Below are 19,265 nucleotides of genomic sequence, written 5' to 3'. Positions count from 1 at the left end.
GCCGGAGCGGCGGCGATGGCCATGGGCTCGGCCACCGCCTTCACCCGCGACCGCCGCACCCTGCACGTCCGCCCCGGCGACTCCGTGCAGGCGGCCGTGGACGCGGTCCCGGGCCCCGGCTGGACGATCGTCGTGCACCCGGGGACGTACCGCGAGGTCGTCAACGTGCCTGCGGAAAAAGAGGAGTTGACACTGCGCGGCGCGAGCCGCGACCCGCGGGCCGCCGTCGTCGTGTACGACAACGCCAACGGCACGCAGAAACCCGACGGTTCGGGTACCTACGGCACGGCCGGCTCGGCCACCTTCACCTCGGCGGCGCCCGGGCTCGTCGTCCGCGATCTCACCCTCGCCAACGACTGGCTGCGCGCCGACCACCCGGAGATCACCGGCACCCAGGCCGTCGCCGCCTGCCTGACCGGGGACCGGACCCACGTCGAGAACGTGCGGCTCCTCGCCCACCAGGACACCCTGTTCGCCGACACCACCGAACTCGGCTCCTTCGACCGGCAGTTCTTCCACCGCTGCCACATCGAGGGCGACGTCGACTTCGTCTTCGGACGGGCCGTCGCGGTGTACGAGCACTGCCACTTCCGCACCCTGCAACGGGACGTGGCCTTCACCCCCAAGGGCATGGTCTTCGCCCCCTCGACCGCCCGTGCCAACCCGCACGGGTTCCTCGCCGTCCGCTGCCGGTTCTCCTCCGGCGCGGAGGACGGGGCGTACAAGCTGGCGCGGCCCTGGGTGCCGACGTACGAGACCACCGCGTGGCCCTCGCTGGTCGTGCGGGACAGTCGCATCGGCCCCGGGATCGACCCCGTCGCGCCCTACACGAACATGCGGGACGCCTACCCCTGGCAGTCCATGCGGTTCCGCGAGTACCGCAACTCCGGGCCGGGCGCGGTCGTCACCGTGCCGTCGAACCGGCCCCAGCTCTCCGACGCCGAGGCCCGGTCGCACACCCCCGCGGCCTACCTCGGCGACTGGACACCCGTCCGCTCGCTCTGAATCCCCCTGATCGACGAAAGGACCCGCACGTCATGCGTCGTATCAGCACCTTCACCGCCCTCGCCGTGACCACGGCCTCGCTCGGACTGGCCGTCGTCGCCACCCCGGCGCACGCGGCGACCGTCGTGGTCAGCAACTCCACCGACCTGACCAGCGCCATCAAGAACGCCACCGCCGGCACGGTCATCCAGGTCCGCGGCGGCACCTACTACCCGACGGCCACCCTCCAGTCCACGACGAACGGCACCTCCTCCGCGCCGGTCACGCTCACCGCGTACGGCTCGGAGACCGTCAAGATCGACGGTTCGTCGCTCGCCGCCGGCTCCTGGATCTTCAAGCTGACCGCGGACTACTGGAACGTCTCGAACATCACCTTCCAGAACTCCCCGGACAGCGCGGTGGTCTGCCAGTCCTGCACCGGCACCAACTGGACCAACGTCAAGACCATCGACGGCGGCGACTCCGGCTTCACCCTGACCGGGGACGGGACCGTGAACAACACGGTCAAGAACCTCGACTCGTACGGCAACTACGACGCCGCCACGCACGGACAGAACGCCGACGGGGTCGCCATCAAGTTCGGCTCCGGCACCGGCAACCTCGTCACCGGAGCCCGCCTGTACAACAACTCGGACGACGGGATCGACATGTGGTCCTTCTCCTCGCCGGTCACCGTCGAGCACACCTGGTCCTTCGGCAACGGCGTCAACCGCTGGGGCGACTCCGCGTTCGAGGGCAACGGCAACGGCTTCAAGCTGGGCGGCAACGGCGTCACCGTCGCCCACGTCGTCAACAACTCGGCCGCCTGGGGCAACTCCGGCAACGGGTTCACCGAGAACTCCAACACCGGCGCGATCGTCATCAACCGCACCACCGCCTACGCCAACGGCGGCTGGGGCTACTACTTCGCTACCAGCGCGGCCCGGCTCGGCAAGAACCTCGCGGTGAGCAACGGCAGCGGCTCGGTCAGCAAGGGCTCCTCGGTGGTGTCCGCCGGCAACAACTGGGACAGCGGCATCTCCACGCCGTCGTTCGTCTCCACGGACGCCTCCACCACGTACAACGCCCGTAAGTCGGACGGCTCCCTGCCTGCGACGACCTTCCTCACGACCGGCAGCACCACGATCGGCGCCACTATGAACTAGGTGAACCAAGCGGAATCCTCCGTTCAGGGCGCTTGACCCGGTTTTTGCCTGTGGATGAGATATCGATCAGGCAACGGGTCTCGCGCCCGCCAGGGTGACGCGCGTAGAACTCCTGTCATGCATAAGTCACTTCGGATCGCGGCGGTCACCGCCGCCTGTGCCGTCGCCGGGGGCGCCCTCTACGGCGCCGGTGCCGCCACCGCCGGTCAGTCGACCGCGAACTCCACCCACGAGCCGTACAACATCGGGCTCCTGGTGAAGGACATCGACACCTACTACGGCACCACCGCCGACGCCGCCGGTGTCTACCAGGCGTCGCCGGACAGCCCGTACGCCAAGGACCTGGCGCGCATCGACACGGCCGTCGAGCGGCAGATCGACAAGGCGGCGCGCAAGGCCCACCGCCACGGCGAGAAGCCCGCGATCGTCTTCGACATCGACGACACGCTGCTGCTCAGCCTCGACTACGAGAAGCGCTACAACTACACGTACAACGGCACCACCTGGGCCGACTACGTCAACAAGGCCGACCGGCCCGGCGTGTTCGGCAGCGCCGAGCTCGTGCGGTACGCCGAGAGCAAGGGCGTCGAGGTCTTCTACAACTCCGGTCTGAGCGAGGCGCAGCGCACCGCCGCCGTCGAGAACCTGAAGAAGATCGGCGCCGACGTCAACCTCGACGCCGCGCACATGTTCCTCAAGGACAAGGCCAACCCGCCGTCCTACCTGGGCGCCTGCGCCACCCCGGGCACCTGGAACTGCACCACCGTGCAGTACAAGTCCGGCACCCGCAAGCACATCGAGAAGGACCTCGGGTACGAGATCGTCGCCAACCTCGGCGACCAGTACTCGGACCTGGACGGCGGCTACGCGGACCGCACGTACAAGCTGCCGAACCCGACGTACTTCGTGTCGTAGTCCGAAGCCGTGGTCGTGGCCGTGGTCGTGGCCGGGAAGGGCGGCAACCCTTTCCGGCCACGGCGGCGACTGGGAGACAGAAACGGGCCGGGGCGGCCCCTCCGGCCCGTTTCGCTCCCATCGTCAAGGAAAGGAACGGCCAGTGCGCTTCAGCACCGGACGCCATCGCAGGACGCGTACCCTCTCGATCGCCGCCGCGGTGGCCGTCGCCGCGGGCGCGGGCGGCGTCTACCTCGGCCTGTCGAACGGCGGTGCCCAGGCCGCCACCAGCACGGTCACCGTCTCCACCACCGCACAGCTGGAGTCGGCCGTCGCGGGCGCCGCCGCCGGTACCGTCATCCAGGTGCGCGCGGGCACGTACTACCCGACCGCCACGCTCAAGTCGACGGCCAGCGGCAGCAGTTCGAACCGCATCACGCTCAAGGCGTACAGCGGCGAGAAGGTGCGGATCGACGGCTCCAAGCTGCCCGCCGGCCAGTGGCTCACCGGGATCTACGGCAGCTACTGGACCGTCCAGGACCTCACCTTCCAGAACTCCCCGGCCCAGGGCTTCGTCGTCACCTCGTCCACGGGCGGGATCTTCAAGAACCTCGTCACCGCGGACAACGGCGACTCCGGGTTCACGCTGCGCGGCGACGACACCGTGAACAACCTCGTCCAGAACCTCGACAGTTACGGCAACTACGACAAGGCCGGGCACGGGCAGAACGCCGACGGCATCGCCATCAAGTTCGGCTCGGGCACCGGCAACAAGGTCACCGGCGCGCGTCTGTACAACAACTCGGACGACGGCCTCGACCTGTGGCAGTTCTCGTCCCCCGTCAGGATCGAACACAGCTGGGCCTTCGGCAACGGCAGGAACCGGTGGAACGACTCCGCGTTCGAGGGCAACGGCAACGGGTTCAAGCTGGGCGGCGGGGGCGTCGCCGTCGCGCACGTCGTCAACGACGACGCGGCCTGGGACAACACGCTGAACGGGTTCACCGAGAACTCCAACACCGGGGCGATCGTCCTCAACCGCAACACGGCCTACGCGAACACCCAGGCCGGGTTCTTCTTCGAGACCGGCAAGGCGCGGCTGGCGCGGAACCTCGCGGTGGGCAACGGGGGCGGGGCGGACAAGCTGGGGTCCCGGTCGGTGTCGGCGGCGAACAGCTGGGACGGTGGGGTGAGCGTGCCGGCGTTCAGGTCGACGGACGCGACGTCCGCGTACGCGGCGCGGCCGACGAGCGGGGCGTTGCCGGTGACGGTGTTTCTGACCACCGGGTCGGCTGCCATCGGATCCACCATGGACTGACGGGTGCGTTGCGGACCGCGGGGCGGTGGGGGCTGGTCGCGCCCACGCGGCGGCAGCCGCAGATCAAACACAGCCCCGCGCCCCTTTCGGGGCGCCGGTGTCCCGTCGGTCAGGAGTCACCCTCACTGTTTGTGTGCGTCGCGAAATTGCCCGTCACCGCGTACTGCTTGCCGGACGCCGTGCCGGTGATGGTGTAGGTGTCCTGCTTCGCGTCCCGGCCGCCCTGCTGGTGGTTGTACTGGCCGGCGAACACCCACTCGCCGGTGGCGACCTTGCTGCCGGGCTTGAGCGTCCAGGTGTAGATCAGGAAGCCGTCCCGCTCGGTGACCGACTGCGTGAAGTCGGTCTCCGGCAGGGAGCGCCAGGCTCCCGCGTTCGACACCCCGCCGGTCTGGGCCACCTTCAACTCGACTGTGAGCGCGGTCAGTTGCCTCGAGGCCTTCAGGGTCACGTCGGACTGCGCCCAGAAGTCGTTGCTGTGCGGGTCCACCGAGCCGTCCGACCAGAGCGGGCCGTCCTGCTCGCCCCGGGCGACGGGCGCCGCCGGGGTGGCGGAGGCCTTCGCGGTCGCCGAGGGCGTCGGGCTCGCCTTGGGGGAGGAGTGGGCCGAGGGCACGCCCGGGGCCGGCGGGGCCGCCGTGTGGGACGGCGGGCGGCTGGTCGCGTCCGGGGACGCGGAGGGCGTCGGGGACACCGCGACCGTCTTCTCGGTGGGCGGGTCCTTCACGGCCGAGGCGACCGCGTAGCCGCCGACCCCGAGGACCGCGGCGACCGCGGCCGTGGCGCTGACCACCCGGATCCAGCCGAGGACCGGGGGAAGGGTGGCCCGATGGTCCGGGCGGCCCTGCGCGGCCATGCCCCGCTCGACCCGGGCCAGGATGCGGGCGCGGTCGGGTTCGTGCGCCTCGGCCGCCCCGTGCAGCCGGGCGCGCAGCTCGTCGTGCACGTCCTGCTGGCTCATCGGTTCCTTCCTCCGCTCTCACCGGTCCGCGGCGCCATCACCGCGTGCACCCGCTGCGGAACACCCTGGGAGTCGCCGAGGAGCCGCTGCAGCTCCGCCATGCCCTTCGACGTCTGGCTCTTAACCGTACCCACCGAGATCCCCAGGGCGAGCGCGGTGTCCTTCTCCGACAGGTCGAACGCGTGCCGGAGCACCACACACGCCCGCTTGCGGAACGGCAGTCGGGCCAACGCCCCCTGGACGTCGACCACTCCGGCGACGTCCGGGTTCTCGGTCGTCTCCTCGCGGTGCGGCCAGAACAGGGCGATACGGCGCCGCTCGCGCACGGCGCTGCGGATGCGGGTCCGGGCCAGGTTGGCGACGACGCCCCGGGCGTACGCCACCGGATGGTCGGCGGCCCGCACCCGGTCCCAGCGGTGCCACAGCGCCAGCAGGGCGTCGGCGGCCAGATCGTCGGCGGCGTCCGCCTCACCGGTCAACAGATGGGCGAGGCGCGCGAGTTCGGCGTAGTGGCGTTCGAAGAAGGCATGGAACTCCACGGAGGCGGCGTCGTCGACGACTGTGCCCACGGGTGACCTCTTCTGTCAGGGATTCTGTGTCATGTAGATGACATGCGGTGACATATGGATGTCCGGAGGAACGTTCCGGCGAGATCCGGAGCGTAGCAGTGATCATTTCGTGTCCGTCGTACGGGGGTTCGGTGTGCTCCGTACGAGGAGCCGGACGCGGTGTGGTCCACCGAACCACACCGAGCCCGATTCCGTAACACGGGGAAAACCTGAAACCGGTGCGACGCGGGAACAATCCAGCCAGCATCCGCACACGCACGCTCAGGTGACGAGGAGTTCGACCATGTCCGAGACGCAGAAGGCGGCCCCGCCGCAGGGGGCCGCGCCGCCTGCCGGGAACGGCGTCGACCGGTTCTTCAAGATCTCCGAACGGGGATCCACCTTCGGCCGGGAGATACGCGGCGGCTTCGCCACGTTCTTCACCATGGCCTACATCCTTGTCCTGAACCCCATCATCCTCGGCAGCGCCAAGGACAAGTTCGGGCACACCCTCGACACCGGCCAACTCGTCACCGCCACCGCGCTGGTGGCCTGTGTGATGACGGTCGTCATGGGCGTCGGCGGCAACCTGCCCCTGGCGATCGCGGCCGGCCTCGGCCTCAACGCCGTCGTGGCCTTCCAGCTGGCGCCGCTGATGAGCTGGTCCGACGCGATGGGCCTGGTCGTCCTCGAAGGCCTGCTGATCTGCGTCCTGGTCCTGACCGGCCTGCGCGAGGCCATCATGAACGCCATCCCGCAGCAGCTGAAGCAGGCGATCGGCGTCGGCATCGGCCTGTTCATCGCGTTCATCGGCTTCGTCGACGCGGGCTTCGTCAGCCGGATCCCGGACGCGGCGGACACCACCGTGCCGGTGCAGCTCGGTGCCGTCGGACGGCTCACCGGCTGGCCCGTCCTCGTCTTCTGTGTCGGCGTGCTCCTGACCATCGCGCTGGTCGCGCGGAAGGTGAAGGGCGCGATCCTGATCAGCATCGTCACGATGACGCTGGTGGCGATCGTCATCAACTCCGCCGCTGACATCAAGAGCTGGGGCCTGACCACGCCGAAGATCCCCGACAAGATCGTGGGCACGCCCGACTTCGGGCTCATCGGCCACTTCAGCCTGTTCGGCGGCTTCGCCAAGGCCGGCGTCCTCACCGCCGTCCTGCTGGTCTTCACCCTGATCCTGTCCGACTTCTTCGACGCCATGGGCACGATCGTCGGCATCAGCGCGGAGGCCGGACTCCTCGACGAGCAGGGGCAGGTGCCGGGCATCGGGCGGGTGCTGTTCATCGACGGCGCGGCGGCGGTGGCCGGCGGCCTCGGCTCGGCCTCCTCCAACACGGCGTACATCGAATCGGCGGCGGGGGTGGGCGAGGGGGCCCGTACCGGCTTCGCCAACCTGGTCACCGGCGGCATGTTCGGCCTGGCGCTCTTCCTGACCCCGCTGCTCACCATCGTCCCGCTGCAGGCGGCGGCGCCCGCGCTGATCGCCGTGGGCTTCCTGATGATGACCCACGTCAAGCACATCGACTGGGACAGGTACGAGATCGCCATCCCGGCGTTCCTGACGATCGCCGCGATGCCGTTCACCTACTCCATCACGGACGGCATCGGTGCGGGGTTCCTGGCGTACGTCGTGATCAAGACGGTGCTGGGGAAGGCGAAGGAGGTCAACTGGCTGCTGTGGGCCGTGTCGGCGCTGTTCCTGGTGTACTTCGCGATCGATCCGGTGGAGCAGGTGCTGGGGGTGAAGTAGGTGACGCTGCGCGACCGGCCGCGGGTTCGTCGTGGCTGGTCGCGCCCGCGGGGCGGTAGCCGCACATCGACTACCGCCCCGCGCCCCTGACGGGGCGCTTCAGCTCGGGGCGTTATTTCAGCGCCGCCTCCATCATCGCCTTCGCCACCGGTGCCGCCAGGCCGTTGCCGCTCACTTCCGACCGGGCCGCGTCCGACTGCTCGACCATCACCGCCACCGCGACCTCCTTGCCGGTGCTGTCCGACTTGCCGTACGACGTGAACCAGGCGTACGGCGTCTTGCTGTTGTTCTCGCCGTGCTGGGCGGTGCCCGTCTTGCCGCCGACCGTCACCCCGTCGATGAGCGCGTTCGTACCCGTGCCCTCCTTGACGACCGTCTCCATCGCGGACTGCAGCTGTTCCGCGGTCGAGGAGCTGACGATCTCCGTGCTGCTCGTGTCGTCGTCGTAGTTCTTCAGCACGTCGCCGCCGCTGTCGGTGATCTGCGAGACCATGTGCGGGGAGACCAGCTTGCCGCCGTTGGCTATGGCGGCAGACACCATGGCCATCTGGAGCGGGGTCGCCGTGACGTCGAACTGGCCGATGCCGGAGAGACCGGTCTGGGCCTTGTCCATGTCCGACGGGTAGACGCTGGCGTAGGCCCGCACCGGCACGTCCTGCTTCTGGTCGTTGAAGCCGAACTTCTCGGCCATCGCCCGCACCTTGTCCTGGCCCAGGTCGACGGCCATCTTGCCGAAGACGTTGTTGCAGGAGTACTGGAGAGCCACCCGGATCGGGGCGTTCTCGCAGGGCGCGGACGTGCTCTCGTTGCGCAGCGGGGTCGTGGTGCCGGGCAGGGTGTACGGGTTGGGGCTGTCGGTCTTGGTGTCGACGTTCGCGTAGAGGCCGTCCTCCAGGGCCGCCGCCGCGACCACCAGCTTGAACGTCGAACCCGGCGGCAGCGGCTGGCGCAGCGCCCGGTTGGTGAGCGGCTTGTCGCTGTCGGCGTTCAGCTTCTTCCAGGCCGAACCGGCGGTGTTGGCGTCGGTGAGCGAGGAGGGGTCGTACGACGGTGTCGACACGACCGCGAGGATCTTTCCGGTCTTCGGGTCGATCGCGACGGCGCCGCCCTTCTTGCCGCCGAGCGCCTGGTACGCCGCCTTCTGGACGGCGGGGTCGATCGTCGTGATCACGTTGCCCGGTTCGGCGCGCTCGCCGGTGACCGTGTCCATGACCGTCTTGAGTTGGCTGTCGGTGCCGTTGAGCAGATCCTGGTAGATGCCCTCCAGCTGGGTCGGGGCGTAGGCCTGTGAGGCGTAGCCCGTCACCGCCGCGTACAGCTTGCCGTTCGTGTACGTGCGCTTGTACTTGAGGTCGCTGTTGCTCAGGGTCTGTGCCGAGCCGGTGATCGCGTCACCGGCCACGATGATGTTCCCGAGCGGCTGTGAGTACGTCTCGATGACGTTGCGCCGGTTGTTCGTGTCGTCCGCGAGGGCCTGGCCGTCGTAGAACTGCACCCATGTCGCCCTGACCAGCAGAGTGACCACGAGCAGCAGTGCGAAGACGGACGCCCGCCTGATCGTCTTGTTCATCCCGCTCAGACAGACGAGCGAAAGCGGGGTCCTCGTTCCCGTACGGCCGAATTCTCATCGGGCTCCGTCGATTCTCATCGGCCGCTCACGCGGGGAGCCGGAGGCCTAGAGCCGTCGCGTCGCCAGCGTCAGCCGGTCCCGGGCGTCGAACAGGGCGTCCTTGATCATCTGTTCGTGGGCGGGGGTGAGGCGGGCCACCGGCACCGAGCAGCTGATCGCGTCGCGGGCCGGGGTGCGGTAGGGGATCGCGATCCCGAAGCAGCGCAGCCCCAGCGTGTTCTCCTCGCGGTCGATCGCGAAGCCCTGCTCGCGGATCTGGTGCAGCTCCTCGATGAGCTTCTCGCGGTCCGTGAGGGTGTGCTCGGTCAGCGCGGGGAGGGTCTCCGGCAGCAGCTTGCGGACCTGCTCGTCGGTGTGGGTGGCGAGCAGCGCCTTGCCGAGCGAGGTGGAGTGCGCGGGCAGCCGGCGGCCGACCCGGGTGAAGGGGCGCAGGTAGTGCTGGGACTGGCGGGTGGCCAGGTAGACCACGTTCGTGCCGTCGAGGCGGGCGAGGTGGATGGTCTCCGTGGTGTCGTCGGAGAGCCGGTCGAGGGTCGGGCGGGCCGCCGCGACCACCTCGTCGCCGTCGATGTACGAGGTGCCGACCAGCAGCGCCCGCACCCCGATGCCGTACCGGGTACCGGTCGCGTCCGTCTCCACCCAGCCCAGCTCCACCAGCGTGCGCAGCAACATGTAGAGGCTCGACTTGGGGTACCCGACGGCCTCCTGGACGGCCGCGAGGGAGTGCATACCGGGCCGGCCCGCGAAGTACTCCAGCAACTCCACGGTCCGAACCGCGGACTTGACCTGTGCCCCGCCGCCTGTCTCGCCTGCCGACATCGCCCTTGACCCCTTCGTTGGACGAGAAACCGAGGTTATAGTCTCCAACAGCATATTCATCATCAGAGACAGCGTTCAGTATATCGAACAGTCCTGGTGAATGACCCGGATATGACCGGGATACTGCGGCAGAACGCAACTCATGGAGGGACCCGCGGTGGCAGCAGCACCAGTCTGGAGCGTCGACCCGCGCACCGGGAAGCAGCGTGAGCAGGTTGCGGTGGAGGCCACAGCCGAGGAGGTCGACACCGTCGTCACGGCCGCGCACGCCGCCCGCGGCTCCCTCGCCGACCGCACGGTCCGCGCGGCCTTCCTGCGCTCGGCCGCCGCCGGACTCGACGCGGCCAAGGACCGGCTGGTCGAGGCCGCCGACGCGGAGACCGCGCTCGGCCCCGTCCGGCTGACCGGGGAACTCGCCCGTACCGTCTACCAGCTGCGGGCGTTCGCGGACATCGTCGACGAGGGCGCCTTCCTCGACGTCATCATCAACCACCCCGACGCGACCGCCACCCCGCCCGTCCCGGACCTGCGCCGCTACAAGGTCCCGCTGGGCGTCGTCGCCGTCTACTCGGCCTCCAACTTCCCGTTCGCCTTCTCCGTCGCCGGCGGCGACACCGCGAGCGCGCTGGCCGCCGGCAACCCGGTCGTCGTCAAGGCCCACCCCGACCACCCGGCCCTGTCCGAGCTGGTCGCGAAGGTGCTGCGCCGGGCCGCCGCCGAGCACGGCATCCCCGACGCCGTCGTCGGTCTCGTGCACGGCTTCGAGGCCGGCATCGAGCTGATCAGGCACCCGCTGGTCGCCGCGGCCGGCTTCACCGGTTCCGTCCGGGGCGGCCGGGCGCTCTTCGACGCGGCTGCCGCGCGTCCGGTGCCGATCCCCTTCCACGGCGAACTGGGCTCCCTGAACCCGGTGCTCGTCACCGAGGCCGCGGCCACCGAGCGGGCCGAGGAGATCGGCACCGGGCTCGCCGGGTCGATGACGCTGGGCGTCGGGCAGTTCTGCGTGAAGCCGGGCCTGGTCCTTGTGCCGGCCGGCGCCGCCGGGGACGGCCTGGTCAAGTCCCTCACGGACGCGGTCAGCAACACCGACGCGGGCGTGCTGCTCGACCACCGGATGCGGGACAACTTCGTCGCCGGGGTCGCCGAGCGCGCCGAACTCCCCGACGTGGAGAGCCCGGTGACGCCGGGCGCGGGCGGCGAGCACACCGTGAGCCCCGGGTTCCTGACGGTGCCGGCGGAGAGGCTGACCGAGGCCGGGGCGTACGACCTGCTCCTGGAGGAGTGCTTCGGGCCGGTGACCGTGGTGGTCCTCTACGAGGACCGGGGCGAGGCGACGGCGGTGCTGTCGCGGCTGCCGGGGAACCTCACGGCGACCGTGCACGTCTCCGCCGAGGAGGCCGCGGGGGAGGGGCTGGGGGCGGAGATCCTCGCGGAGCTCACGCCGCTGGCAGGCCGGGTCCTGGTGAACGGGTGGCCGACGGGGGTCGCCGTGGCTCCGGCCCAGCACCACGGCGGGCCCTACCCGGCGACCACCTCCACGTCGACCTCCGTGGGCGGTACCGCCATCGAGCGGTGGCTGCGGCCGGTGGCCTATCAGGGGGCGCCTGCCGCTCTGCTGCCCGCGGAGCTGCGGGACGAGAACCCGCTGGGGCTTCCCCGGCGGTTCAACGGGGTGCTGGAGCGGTAGCGCCGTGGGGGTGCGGGGTGCGTTGCGGGGTGCCGGTTCGATGTGGTTGCCCGCGCAGTTCCCCGCGCCCCTATGGGGCACGGCTGCCCGTGCGCACGTCGAAAAGTTCTGCTGACAGAATTCCGCCATGGACCTGGAACTTCCCGAACTTCCTTTTCCCCTTCGTACCTACGGGCCCGACGGGCACTGGTTCCATGAGGGCGGGGTGCTCACCGGGTGGGCCGGGGCCCGGCAGGACCGGTTCGTCTCGCCCACCGGGGAGGCGCTGGACCCCGCCTCGGACGCGCCCCGGCTGCTGGGGGCGCCCGAGGGCGACTTCCAGCTGATCGCCCGGGTCACCGTCGGGTTCGGTGCCGCCTTCGACGCCGGTGTGCTGTACGTCCACGTCGGCGACCGGGCCTGGGCCAAGCTCTGCCTGGAGAACTCCCCGGACGTGCCCACCGTCTGCACGGTGGTCACCCGGGGGCACTCGGACGACTCCAACGCCTTCACGGTGGAGGGGAGTTCCGTCTGGCTCCGGATCAGCAGGACCGGCCGCGCGTTCGCCTTCCACGCCTCCCGCGACGGCAAGAAGTGGGTCTTCGTCCGGCTGTTCACCCTGGGCGCCGAGAAGGAGACGGAAGACGCACTGGTCGGCTTCATGACCCAGTCCCCGATGGGGGAGGGGTGCGTCGTGACCTACGACCACATCGAGTTCAGGCCCGACTGGCCGGCCGACCTGCGCGACGGAAGCTGATCACGAGGCTCACGGCGAACAGGGCCGCGGCCAGGGCCAGGCTCGCCCGCATCCCGGCCGCGAAGCCGCCGCCGACCAGGGCGCCGAACACCGCGATCCCGAGCCCGCCGGCCACCTGCCGGGCCGCGTTGAGCACCCCGGCCGCCAGGCCGGCCCGCTCGGCCGGTACGGCGTCCATCATCACGACGGTCAGCGGCGGCACGGTCAGCGCGCAGCCGACCGCCATCGGGACGAGCAGGACGGCCACCACGGGGGCGGGCGTGCCGGAGCCGACGGCGAGCAGCCCCAGCAGGCCCACCGCGGCCAGTGCCTGGCCGACCAGCATCGGCAGCCGCGGCCCGTGGCGGGCGGCCAGCTTTCCGGACACCACGTTGGCGAGACCGATCAGCCCGGACATCGGCAGGAACAGCAGCCCGGTGCAGAGCGCCGAACGGCCCTGGACCTGCTGGAAGAAGAGCGAGAAGACGAACACCACACCGTAGAAGGCCACGCTGCACGCCGCCCCGGCCGTCACCGCCACCCGTACCGCCCGGTCCCGGAACAGCTCCGGCGGGACGACCGGATGGGCCTGCCGGCGCTCGACGCGGACGAACAGGACGGCGCAGGCCAGCGCCACGGCGAAGGCCGCCAGTCCCGTCGCACCGCCCTCGATGACCGCGAAGGTGAGGGCGGTGAGCGTGACGACGGCGGTGAGCTGGCCGGGCAGGTCCAGCGGGGCCGGGCGGCGCTCCGAGCGCGGTGTGCGCACCAGCAGGAGCAGCGCGACCGCCCCGAGCGGCAGGTTGATGAAGAAGATCCCGCGCCAGTCCCAGGCCGCGGTCAGCGCGCCGCCCGCCACCGGGCCCAGGGCCAGCGCGACCGAGCCGCCGGCGCCCCACAGCGCCACCGCCCGCGTGCGCCGGCCGGGATCCGCGTACGCCTGCCGCACCAGGGAGAGGGAGGCGGGCAGCACGACGGCCGCCGCGGCGCCCTGCACCACGCGCGCGCCGATCAGCACCGGGAGGGTCGGTGCCAGGCCGCAGGCCGCCGAGGCGAGGGTGAAGACGGCGATGCCGAGCCCGTACGCCCGGCTCGCCCCGGCCCGGTCCGCGAAGGCGCCGGTGGAGAGCATCAGGGCGGCGAAGGCCAGCGTGTAGGCGTCCACCGTCCACTGCAGTCCGGACAGGCCGCCGCCGAGCGCCGAGCCGATCGCCGGCAGGGCCACGTTCACCACGGACGCGTCGAGGGTGATGAGGGCGAAGCCCAGCAGGGCGGCGGTCAGGGTGAGGGCGGGGGTGTGGTTCCGCCCTTTCGGCGATGCGCTCTGCTCCGCGGCGATCCGGGCGGCCCGTCGGGTCTGGTCGGTTGGCATGGCTCCATGCTGCTGACCGGTCGCGCCGCACAGTAGTGGCCCGGACGTCAGGTGTCCGGAGGTTCCGGCCATGCTGCGCGTCGCGGTGGTCGCGTCCCCGCCCGTGTCGTGTTCGACCCCGCCGTTCCGGAGCCCTCACCGACCTGGCCCGGCACGCCGGGGTCTCCGTGCGCACCCACCTGGTCCGCCGCACCGGACCGACCCCGAGCGCCTGCCGTGCCCGGTTCGGCCGGCGCGGAATCGGCGCGGAACCGGCGCGGAACCGGCGCGGACGAGGGCACGTCCTCCTTGGCGTGATCAGTGACCACGTGAAGGGGATCAGGGTGATCCGTACGGCGGTGTCTGCCGAGGCGGAGGCGATTGCCGTGCTGCACCGGCGGGCCCGGGCGACGTACTACCCGGAGGGGCTCCCGGACGACGGGGTGGACTGGACGGCTGCGTGGCGTGGTGCCGTCGGGCGCCCGGACGGGCAGGTGCTGTGCGTGGTGGAGGCGGGGGCGATCATCGGGGTCGCCTCGTTCCGGCCCCCGGAGGGCGCCACCGGCGAAACGGTCAAGCTGTTCCAGTTCCACGTCGACCCCGATCGCTGGCGGGCCGGTGTCGGCACCGCCCTGCACACCGCCTGCCTGGAGCAGTGGCGGGCCGACGGCAGACGGACCGCCGTGCTGGACGTGCACGTCGACAACCGGCGGGCCCAGGCCTTCTACGCCCGCCAGGGCTGGATGCCGGACCCGGAGAACCCGCCGGCCGAGGGGGACCACCACCTGTACCTCCGGTACACGGTGGACGCGGTGGACGGGGAATGAAGCGAGCTGTTTGAAGGTTCAGGTAGTTGCAGGGTTTACCGTCGCTACCTGGAGAGCCGAGAACATGCGCGTCGAGATCTGGTCCGATATCGCTTGCCCCTGGTGCTATGTCGGAAAGGCGCGCTTCGAGAAGGCGCTCGCCGCCTTCCCGCACCGCGACGACGTCGAGGTCGTGCACCGCTCCTTCGAGCTGGACCCCGGCCGCGCCAAGGACGACGTCCAGCCGGTGCTCGCCATGCTCAGCAAGAAGTACGGCATGAGCGAGGCCCAGGCCCAGGCGGGCGAGGAGAACCTGGGCGCGCAGGCCGCCGCCGAGGGTCTCGAGTACCGGACCCGGGACCGCGACCACGGCAACACCTTCGACATGCACCGGCTGCTGCACTTCGCCAAGGAGCAGGGCCGCCAGGACGAGCTGATCCAGATCCTGTACCGGGCGAACTTCGCCGAGGAGCGGTCCGTCTTCAGCGAGGGCGAGGACCGGATCGTGGCGCTGGCCGAGGAGGCCGGGCTGGACGCGGCGGCCGTGCGCGCGGTGCTCGCCGACCCGTCCCGCTACGCCGACGACGTCCGTGCCGACGAGCGCGAGGCCGCCGAGCTCGGCGCGAACGGGGTGCCGTTCTTCGTCCTCGACCGGAAGTACGGGGTCTCGGGCGCCCAGCCCGCCGAGGTGTTCACACAGGCGCTCAGCCAGGCCTGGGGCGCGCGTTCCCCGCTGAAGCTGATCGACGAGGGCGGCGCGGAGGCCTGCGGGCCGGACGGGTGCGCGGTGCCGCAGCACTGAGAAACGTGCAGGTCAGGGCCGTCTTATAAGCATCGCTTAGCGGTTCCGGGTAAAAATCCGCAATGGACGGGGGGTGCCCGGGGCCGCAGAGTGGACGCATGGAGACCACGGAGACGTTCGAGAGCCTCGTCCGCGCCGAGTTCGCCCCGCAGACCACCTACCTCAACACCGCCAGCAACAGCCTGCTGCCCGCCCGCACCGTGGCCGCCCTGCACCGGGCGGCGCTGCTGCGGGCCGAGGGCCGGGCGCTGACCTCGCTGTACGAGGACGTGGAGGCGTGCCGGGCCGCGTACGCCCGGCTCGCCGGAGTCCCGGCCACCCGGGTCGCGGCGGGCGCCTCGGTCGCCGCGCACTCCGGCGTGATCGCCGCCTCGCTCCCGGCCGGCGCCGAAGTCCTCACCGCCGAGGACGACTTCACCTCCGTACTGAACCCGTTCCACGTCCGCGGCGACCTCAAGGTCCGCGCGGTGCCGCTGGAGCGTCTCGCCGAGTCCGTCCGGCCGGACACCGCCCTCGTCGCGGTCAGCGCGGTCCAGTCGGCGGACGGCCGGCTCGCCGACCTGCCCGCCCTGCGCGAGGCCGCCCGGGCGCACGGGACCCGCACCTACGTCGACTTCTCCCAGGCCGCCGGCTGGCTGCCGATGGACGCCGACGCGTACGACTTCACCGCGACCGTCTCCTTCAAGTGGCTGCTCGGCCCGCACGGTGTGGCCTTCCTCGTGCTCCCCGAGGACTTCGGCGGCCTGACCCCGCTCCTCGCGGGCTGGGTCGCGGGCGAGGAACCGTGGGACAGCTGCTACGGCCCGGTCGCCGAACTCGCCCACTCCGCCCGGCGGTTCGACCTCACCCACGCCCTGTTCACGTTCGCCGGCCTGCGCCGCTCGCTCGACCTGATCGAGGAGCTCGGCATGCCCGCCGTGCACGCCCACGACGTGGGCCTCGCCGACCGGTTCCGCGCCGGGCTCGCGGCCCTCGGGCACGAGCCGGTGCCCGCGCCCGGCTCCGCGATCGTCTCGGTCCCCGGGCTCGGTGGCCGCCAGCCCGAGCTGAGCCGGGCTGGCATCGAGGTCTCCAACCGCGCGGGCAACCTGCGCGCGGCCTTCCACCTCTTCAACACGCCCGCAGACGTGGACCGCCTGCTCGACGCCCTGGCCGGCTGACCGACGGCACGGCCGGGCCGGGACCCCCCGTCCCACACGAGGAGATCCCGGCCCGGCGGCTCATGGAACGGTCACCTCACCGGCGTGAAGTCCCGTGCCCCGATGAACTCCGGCCGGCGTACCGGCGCCGCGAACGGTTCCACCGCCGCGTTCTCCACGCTGTTGAACACGATGAAGACGTTGCTGCGCGGGAACGGCGTGATGTTGTCGCCGGAGCCGTGCATGCAGTTGCAGTCGAACCAGGTCGCCGAGCCGGCCCTGCCGGTGAACAGCCTGATGCCGTACTCGCCCGCCATCGCGGTCAGCGCCTCGTCGGACGGGGTGCCCGCGTCCTGCATCTGCAGGGACTTCTTGTAGTTGTCCCTGGGTGTGGCGCCGGCGCACCCCAGGAACGTCCGGTGCGAGCCCGGCATGATCATGAGCCCGCCGTTGGTGTCGTGGTTCTCGGTCAGGGCGATCGAGACGGACACGGCCCGCATGTTCGGCAGGCCGTCCTCGGCGTGCCAGGTCTCGAAGTCCGAGTGCCAGTAGAAGCCGCTGGCCCCGAACCCCGGCTTGACGTTGATCCGGGACTGGTGGACGTACACGTCCGAGCCGAGGATCTGCCGGGCCCGGCCGACCACCCGCTCGTCGTGCACCAGGTTCGCGAACACCTCGCTGATCCGGTGCACTTCGAAGACGGACCGGATCTCCTTGGACGTCGGCTCCACGATCGAGCGTTCGTCGGCCCGGATCGCCGGGTCGGCGACCAGCCGCTCCAACTCCTGCCGGTAGACGGCGACTTCGTCGTCGGCGAGCAACTGCTCGACGGTGAGGAAGCCGTCGCGCTCGAACGCCTCCAGCCGGTCCGTGGCGATCGGCCCGGGCGCGCCGGGCGCCGACCAGACGACCGGGTCCTTGCGGGGGACGGCGACCTCGACGGGGCCGCGGCTCGGGTAGAGGTCGGTGAGCGTGGTCATGGTCAGCCCTCCTCGGTCAGCAGGGGATAGACGCCGTTCTCGTCGTGGTCCTCCCGCCCGGTGACCGGGGGGTTGAACACGCAGACGCAGCGGAAGTCCTCCTTGACGCGCAGCGAGTGCCGCTCGTGCCCGTCGAGGAGGTACATGGTCCCGGGCGTGATCGTGTACGACGTCCCGGTCTCGTGGTCGGTCAGCTCGGCCTCGCCCTCGACACAGACGACGGCCTCGATGTGGTTGGCGTACCACATCGACGTCTCCGTGCCCGCGTAGAGGATCGTCTCGTGCAGCGAGAAGCCGACCCGCTCCTTGGCGAGGACGATGCGTTTGCTCTCCCAGGTCCCGGACGCGGACTTCACATGCCGGTCGGTGCCTTCTATCTCCTTGAAAGAACGGACGATCACGGTTCTGCCATGCCTCCTAGCTGGTGTTTCAGACGGTTTCCCGGACGGCCCGGGCGACGATGCTCAGCCCCTCGTCCAGCTCGTCCGGGGTGACGGTCAGGGCGGGCAGCAGCTTGACGACCTCGCTCTCCGGCCCCGACGTCTCGATGAGCAGCCCGAGTTCGAAGGCGCGCGCGGCGATCCGCCCGGCCCGCTCCTTGTCGTGGAACTCCAGGCCCCACACCAGGCCCCGCCCCCGGTACTCCCGCACGTCGGCGAGGTTCTCCTCGACGATCGCGATGAGCCCCTGCTCGATCTGCTCGCCCTTGGTGCGGGTCTGCTTCTCCATCGCCGGGCCGTCGGTCCAGTAGCTCTCCAGGGCGGCGGTCGCGGTGACGAAGGCGGGGTTGTTGCCGCGGAAGGTGCCGTTGTGCTCGCCCGGCTCCCACACGTCCAGTTCGGGCCGGAACAGGCACAGCGACATGGGCAGCCCGTACCCGCTGATGGACTTCGACACCGTGACGATGTCGGGGACGATGCCCGCCTCCTCGAACGAGAAGAAGGCGCCGGTCCGCCCGCAGCCCATCTGGATGTCGTCGACGATCAGCAGCATGTCCTGCCGCTCGCAGAGCGCCTTGAGGGCACGCAGCCACTCGGGCCGGGCGACGTTGATGCCGCCCTCGCCCTGCACGGTCTCCACGATCACCGCGGCCGGCTTGTTGAGCCCCGACCCCTGGTCCTCCAACAGCCGCTCGAACCAGAGGAAGTCCGGCACGGTCCCCTCGAAGTAGTTGTCGAACGGCATCGGCGTCCCGTGCACCAGCGGGACCCCGGCCCCGGCCCGCTTGAAGGCGTTGCCGGTGACCGCGAGGGACCCGAGGGACATCCCGTGGAAGGCGTTGGTGAACGACACGATCGCCTCGCGCCCCTTCACCTTCCGGGCGAGCTTGAGCGCCGACTCGACGGCGTTCGTCCCCGTCGGCCCCGGGAACATGACCTTGTACGGCAGCTCGCGGGGCCGCAGCACCAGGTCCTGGAACGTCTGCAGGAACGACCGCTTGGCCGTGGTCGACATGTCCAGGCCGTGGGTGACGCCGTCGCGTTCCAGATAGTCGAGCAACGCCCGTTTCAGCACGGGGTTGTTGTGGCCGTAGTTGAGTGAACCGGCGCCGGCGAAGAAGTCCAGGTACGCGTGGCCGTCCTCGTCGTACATGCGGCTGCCCCGGGCCCGGTCGAACACCGTCGGCCAGCTGCGGCAGTAGCTGCGGACCTCGGACTCCAGGGTCTCGAAGACGCTCAGGTCGGGCTGGGTGATGGTCACGGCGGGGC

At 70.7% G+C, this 19,265-nt stretch carries 18 protein-coding genes; 10 read left to right on the top strand and 8 right to left on the bottom strand.

Annotation, left to right across the window (positions count from 1 at the left end; all coding sequences use genetic code 11):
• The first annotated feature begins 15 nt into the window (after positions 1-15).
• From AB0D74_RS06710 to AB0D74_RS06695, 4 genes are all read left to right on the top strand, one after another.
• Positions 16-1,005 (top strand): pectinesterase family protein, encoded by a 990-nt coding sequence (locus AB0D74_RS06710; RefSeq protein ID WP_362581917.1) that lies wholly within the window; start codon positions 16-18, stop codon positions 1,003-1,005.
• 32 nt (positions 1,006-1,037) lie between these two features.
• The gene (locus AB0D74_RS06705; protein WP_362581234.1) at positions 1,038-2,150 is read left to right on the top strand and encodes a chondroitinase-B domain-containing protein; all 1,113 of its coding nucleotides are present in this window, start codon (positions 1,038-1,040) and stop codon (positions 2,148-2,150) included.
• Between the two features lie 117 nt (positions 2,151-2,267).
• Positions 2,268-3,065, top strand: coding sequence for an HAD family acid phosphatase (locus AB0D74_RS06700; protein ID WP_362581232.1), 798 nt, complete (start codon positions 2,268-2,270; stop codon positions 3,063-3,065).
• Positions 3,066-3,207: 142 nt separating this feature from the next.
• Complete coding sequence (locus tag AB0D74_RS06695; RefSeq protein ID WP_362581230.1) at positions 3,208-4,362, top strand: right-handed parallel beta-helix repeat-containing protein; 1,155 nt, start codon at positions 3,208-3,210, stop codon at positions 4,360-4,362.
• 109 nt (positions 4,363-4,471) lie between these two features.
• Here the strand turns inward: AB0D74_RS06695 and AB0D74_RS06690 are convergent, their stop codons facing one another.
• Both AB0D74_RS06690 and AB0D74_RS06685 read right to left on the bottom strand, forming a co-directional pair.
• Entirely contained in the window at positions 4,472-5,323 is an 852-nt protein-coding gene (locus AB0D74_RS06690; protein ID WP_362581228.1) for a hypothetical protein, read from the bottom strand.
• On the bottom strand, positions 5,320-5,892 hold the full coding sequence (locus AB0D74_RS06685) for a SigE family RNA polymerase sigma factor (protein ID WP_362581226.1): 573 nt from the start codon (positions 5,890-5,892) through the stop codon (positions 5,320-5,322). The genes AB0D74_RS06690 and AB0D74_RS06685 overlap by 4 nt, the downstream gene beginning before the upstream one ends.
• Positions 5,893-6,175: 283 nt before the next feature.
• On the opposite strand from AB0D74_RS06685, the gene AB0D74_RS06680 reads away from it, so the two are divergent.
• Positions 6,176-7,627, top strand: coding sequence for an NCS2 family permease (locus AB0D74_RS06680; protein WP_362581224.1), 1,452 nt, complete (start codon positions 6,176-6,178; stop codon positions 7,625-7,627).
• A 112-nt stretch (positions 7,628-7,739) separates the two neighbouring features.
• Here AB0D74_RS06680 and AB0D74_RS06675 read toward each other — a convergent pair whose 3' ends face one another.
• Positions 7,740-9,197 (bottom strand): penicillin-binding transpeptidase domain-containing protein, encoded by a 1,458-nt coding sequence (locus AB0D74_RS06675; RefSeq protein ID WP_362581222.1) that lies wholly within the window; start codon positions 9,195-9,197, stop codon positions 7,740-7,742.
• A 105-nt stretch (positions 9,198-9,302) separates the two neighbouring features.
• Positions 9,303-10,076: an IclR family transcriptional regulator gene (locus AB0D74_RS06670; protein ID WP_362581220.1), complete on the bottom strand. Its 774-nt coding sequence runs from the start codon at positions 10,074-10,076 to the stop codon at positions 9,303-9,305.
• Positions 10,077-10,233: 157 nt separating this feature from the next.
• On the opposite strand from AB0D74_RS06670, the gene AB0D74_RS06665 reads away from it, so the two are divergent.
• The gene (locus tag AB0D74_RS06665) at positions 10,234-11,763 is read left to right on the top strand and encodes an aldehyde dehydrogenase (NADP(+)) (RefSeq protein ID WP_362581218.1); all 1,530 of its coding nucleotides are present in this window, start codon (positions 10,234-10,236) and stop codon (positions 11,761-11,763) included.
• Positions 11,764-11,890: 127 nt separating this feature from the next.
• Positions 11,891-12,499, top strand: a complete 609-nt coding sequence (locus AB0D74_RS06660; RefSeq protein WP_362581216.1) for a DUF1349 domain-containing protein — start codon at positions 11,891-11,893, stop codon at positions 12,497-12,499.
• Here AB0D74_RS06660 and AB0D74_RS06655 read toward each other — a convergent pair.
• Positions 12,459-13,850: an MFS transporter gene (locus AB0D74_RS06655; protein WP_362581213.1), complete on the bottom strand. Its 1,392-nt coding sequence runs from the start codon at positions 13,848-13,850 to the stop codon at positions 12,459-12,461. The genes AB0D74_RS06660 and AB0D74_RS06655 overlap by 41 nt on opposite strands.
• A 293-nt stretch (positions 13,851-14,143) precedes the next feature.
• Here AB0D74_RS06655 and AB0D74_RS06650 point away from each other — a divergent pair, with 293 nt between their 5' ends.
• From AB0D74_RS06650 to AB0D74_RS06640, 3 genes are all read left to right on the top strand, one after another.
• Positions 14,144-14,656, top strand: coding sequence for a GNAT family N-acetyltransferase (locus AB0D74_RS06650; RefSeq protein ID WP_362581211.1), 513 nt, complete (start codon positions 14,144-14,146; stop codon positions 14,654-14,656).
• Between the two features lie 64 nt (positions 14,657-14,720).
• On the top strand, positions 14,721-15,437 hold the full coding sequence (locus AB0D74_RS06645; RefSeq protein WP_362581209.1) for a DsbA family oxidoreductase: 717 nt from the start codon (positions 14,721-14,723) through the stop codon (positions 15,435-15,437).
• Between the two features lie 98 nt (positions 15,438-15,535).
• On the top strand, positions 15,536-16,597 hold the full coding sequence (locus AB0D74_RS06640) for an aminotransferase class V-fold PLP-dependent enzyme (protein WP_362581207.1): 1,062 nt from the start codon (positions 15,536-15,538) through the stop codon (positions 16,595-16,597).
• 71 nt (positions 16,598-16,668) lie between these two features.
• Here AB0D74_RS06640 and thpD read toward each other — a convergent pair whose 3' ends face one another.
• Genes thpD through ectB form a run of 3 tightly spaced genes read right to left on the bottom strand, consistent with a single transcriptional unit; the run spans position 16,669 to position 19,257 of the window.
• Entirely contained in the window at positions 16,669-17,556 is an 888-nt protein-coding gene (gene thpD / locus AB0D74_RS06635) for an ectoine hydroxylase (protein WP_362581205.1), read from the bottom strand.
• A 2-nt stretch (positions 17,557-17,558) separates the two neighbouring features.
• Entirely contained in the window at positions 17,559-17,957 is a 399-nt protein-coding gene (locus tag AB0D74_RS06630) for an ectoine synthase (RefSeq protein ID WP_293997165.1), read from the bottom strand.
• Positions 17,958-17,985: 28 nt separating this feature from the next.
• The gene (gene ectB / locus AB0D74_RS06625) at positions 17,986-19,257 is read right to left on the bottom strand and encodes a diaminobutyrate--2-oxoglutarate transaminase (protein ID WP_362581203.1); all 1,272 of its coding nucleotides are present in this window, start codon (positions 19,255-19,257) and stop codon (positions 17,986-17,988) included.
• Positions 19,258-19,265: the final 8 nt, after the last annotated feature.

This window comes from Streptomyces sp. NPDC048278, assembly GCF_040652195.1.
Taxonomy (GTDB): Bacteria; Actinomycetota; Actinomycetes; order Streptomycetales; family Streptomycetaceae; genus Streptomyces.
The sequence above is the reverse complement of the archived record's forward strand: the minus strand, read 5'-3'. Positions and strand labels throughout refer to the sequence as shown.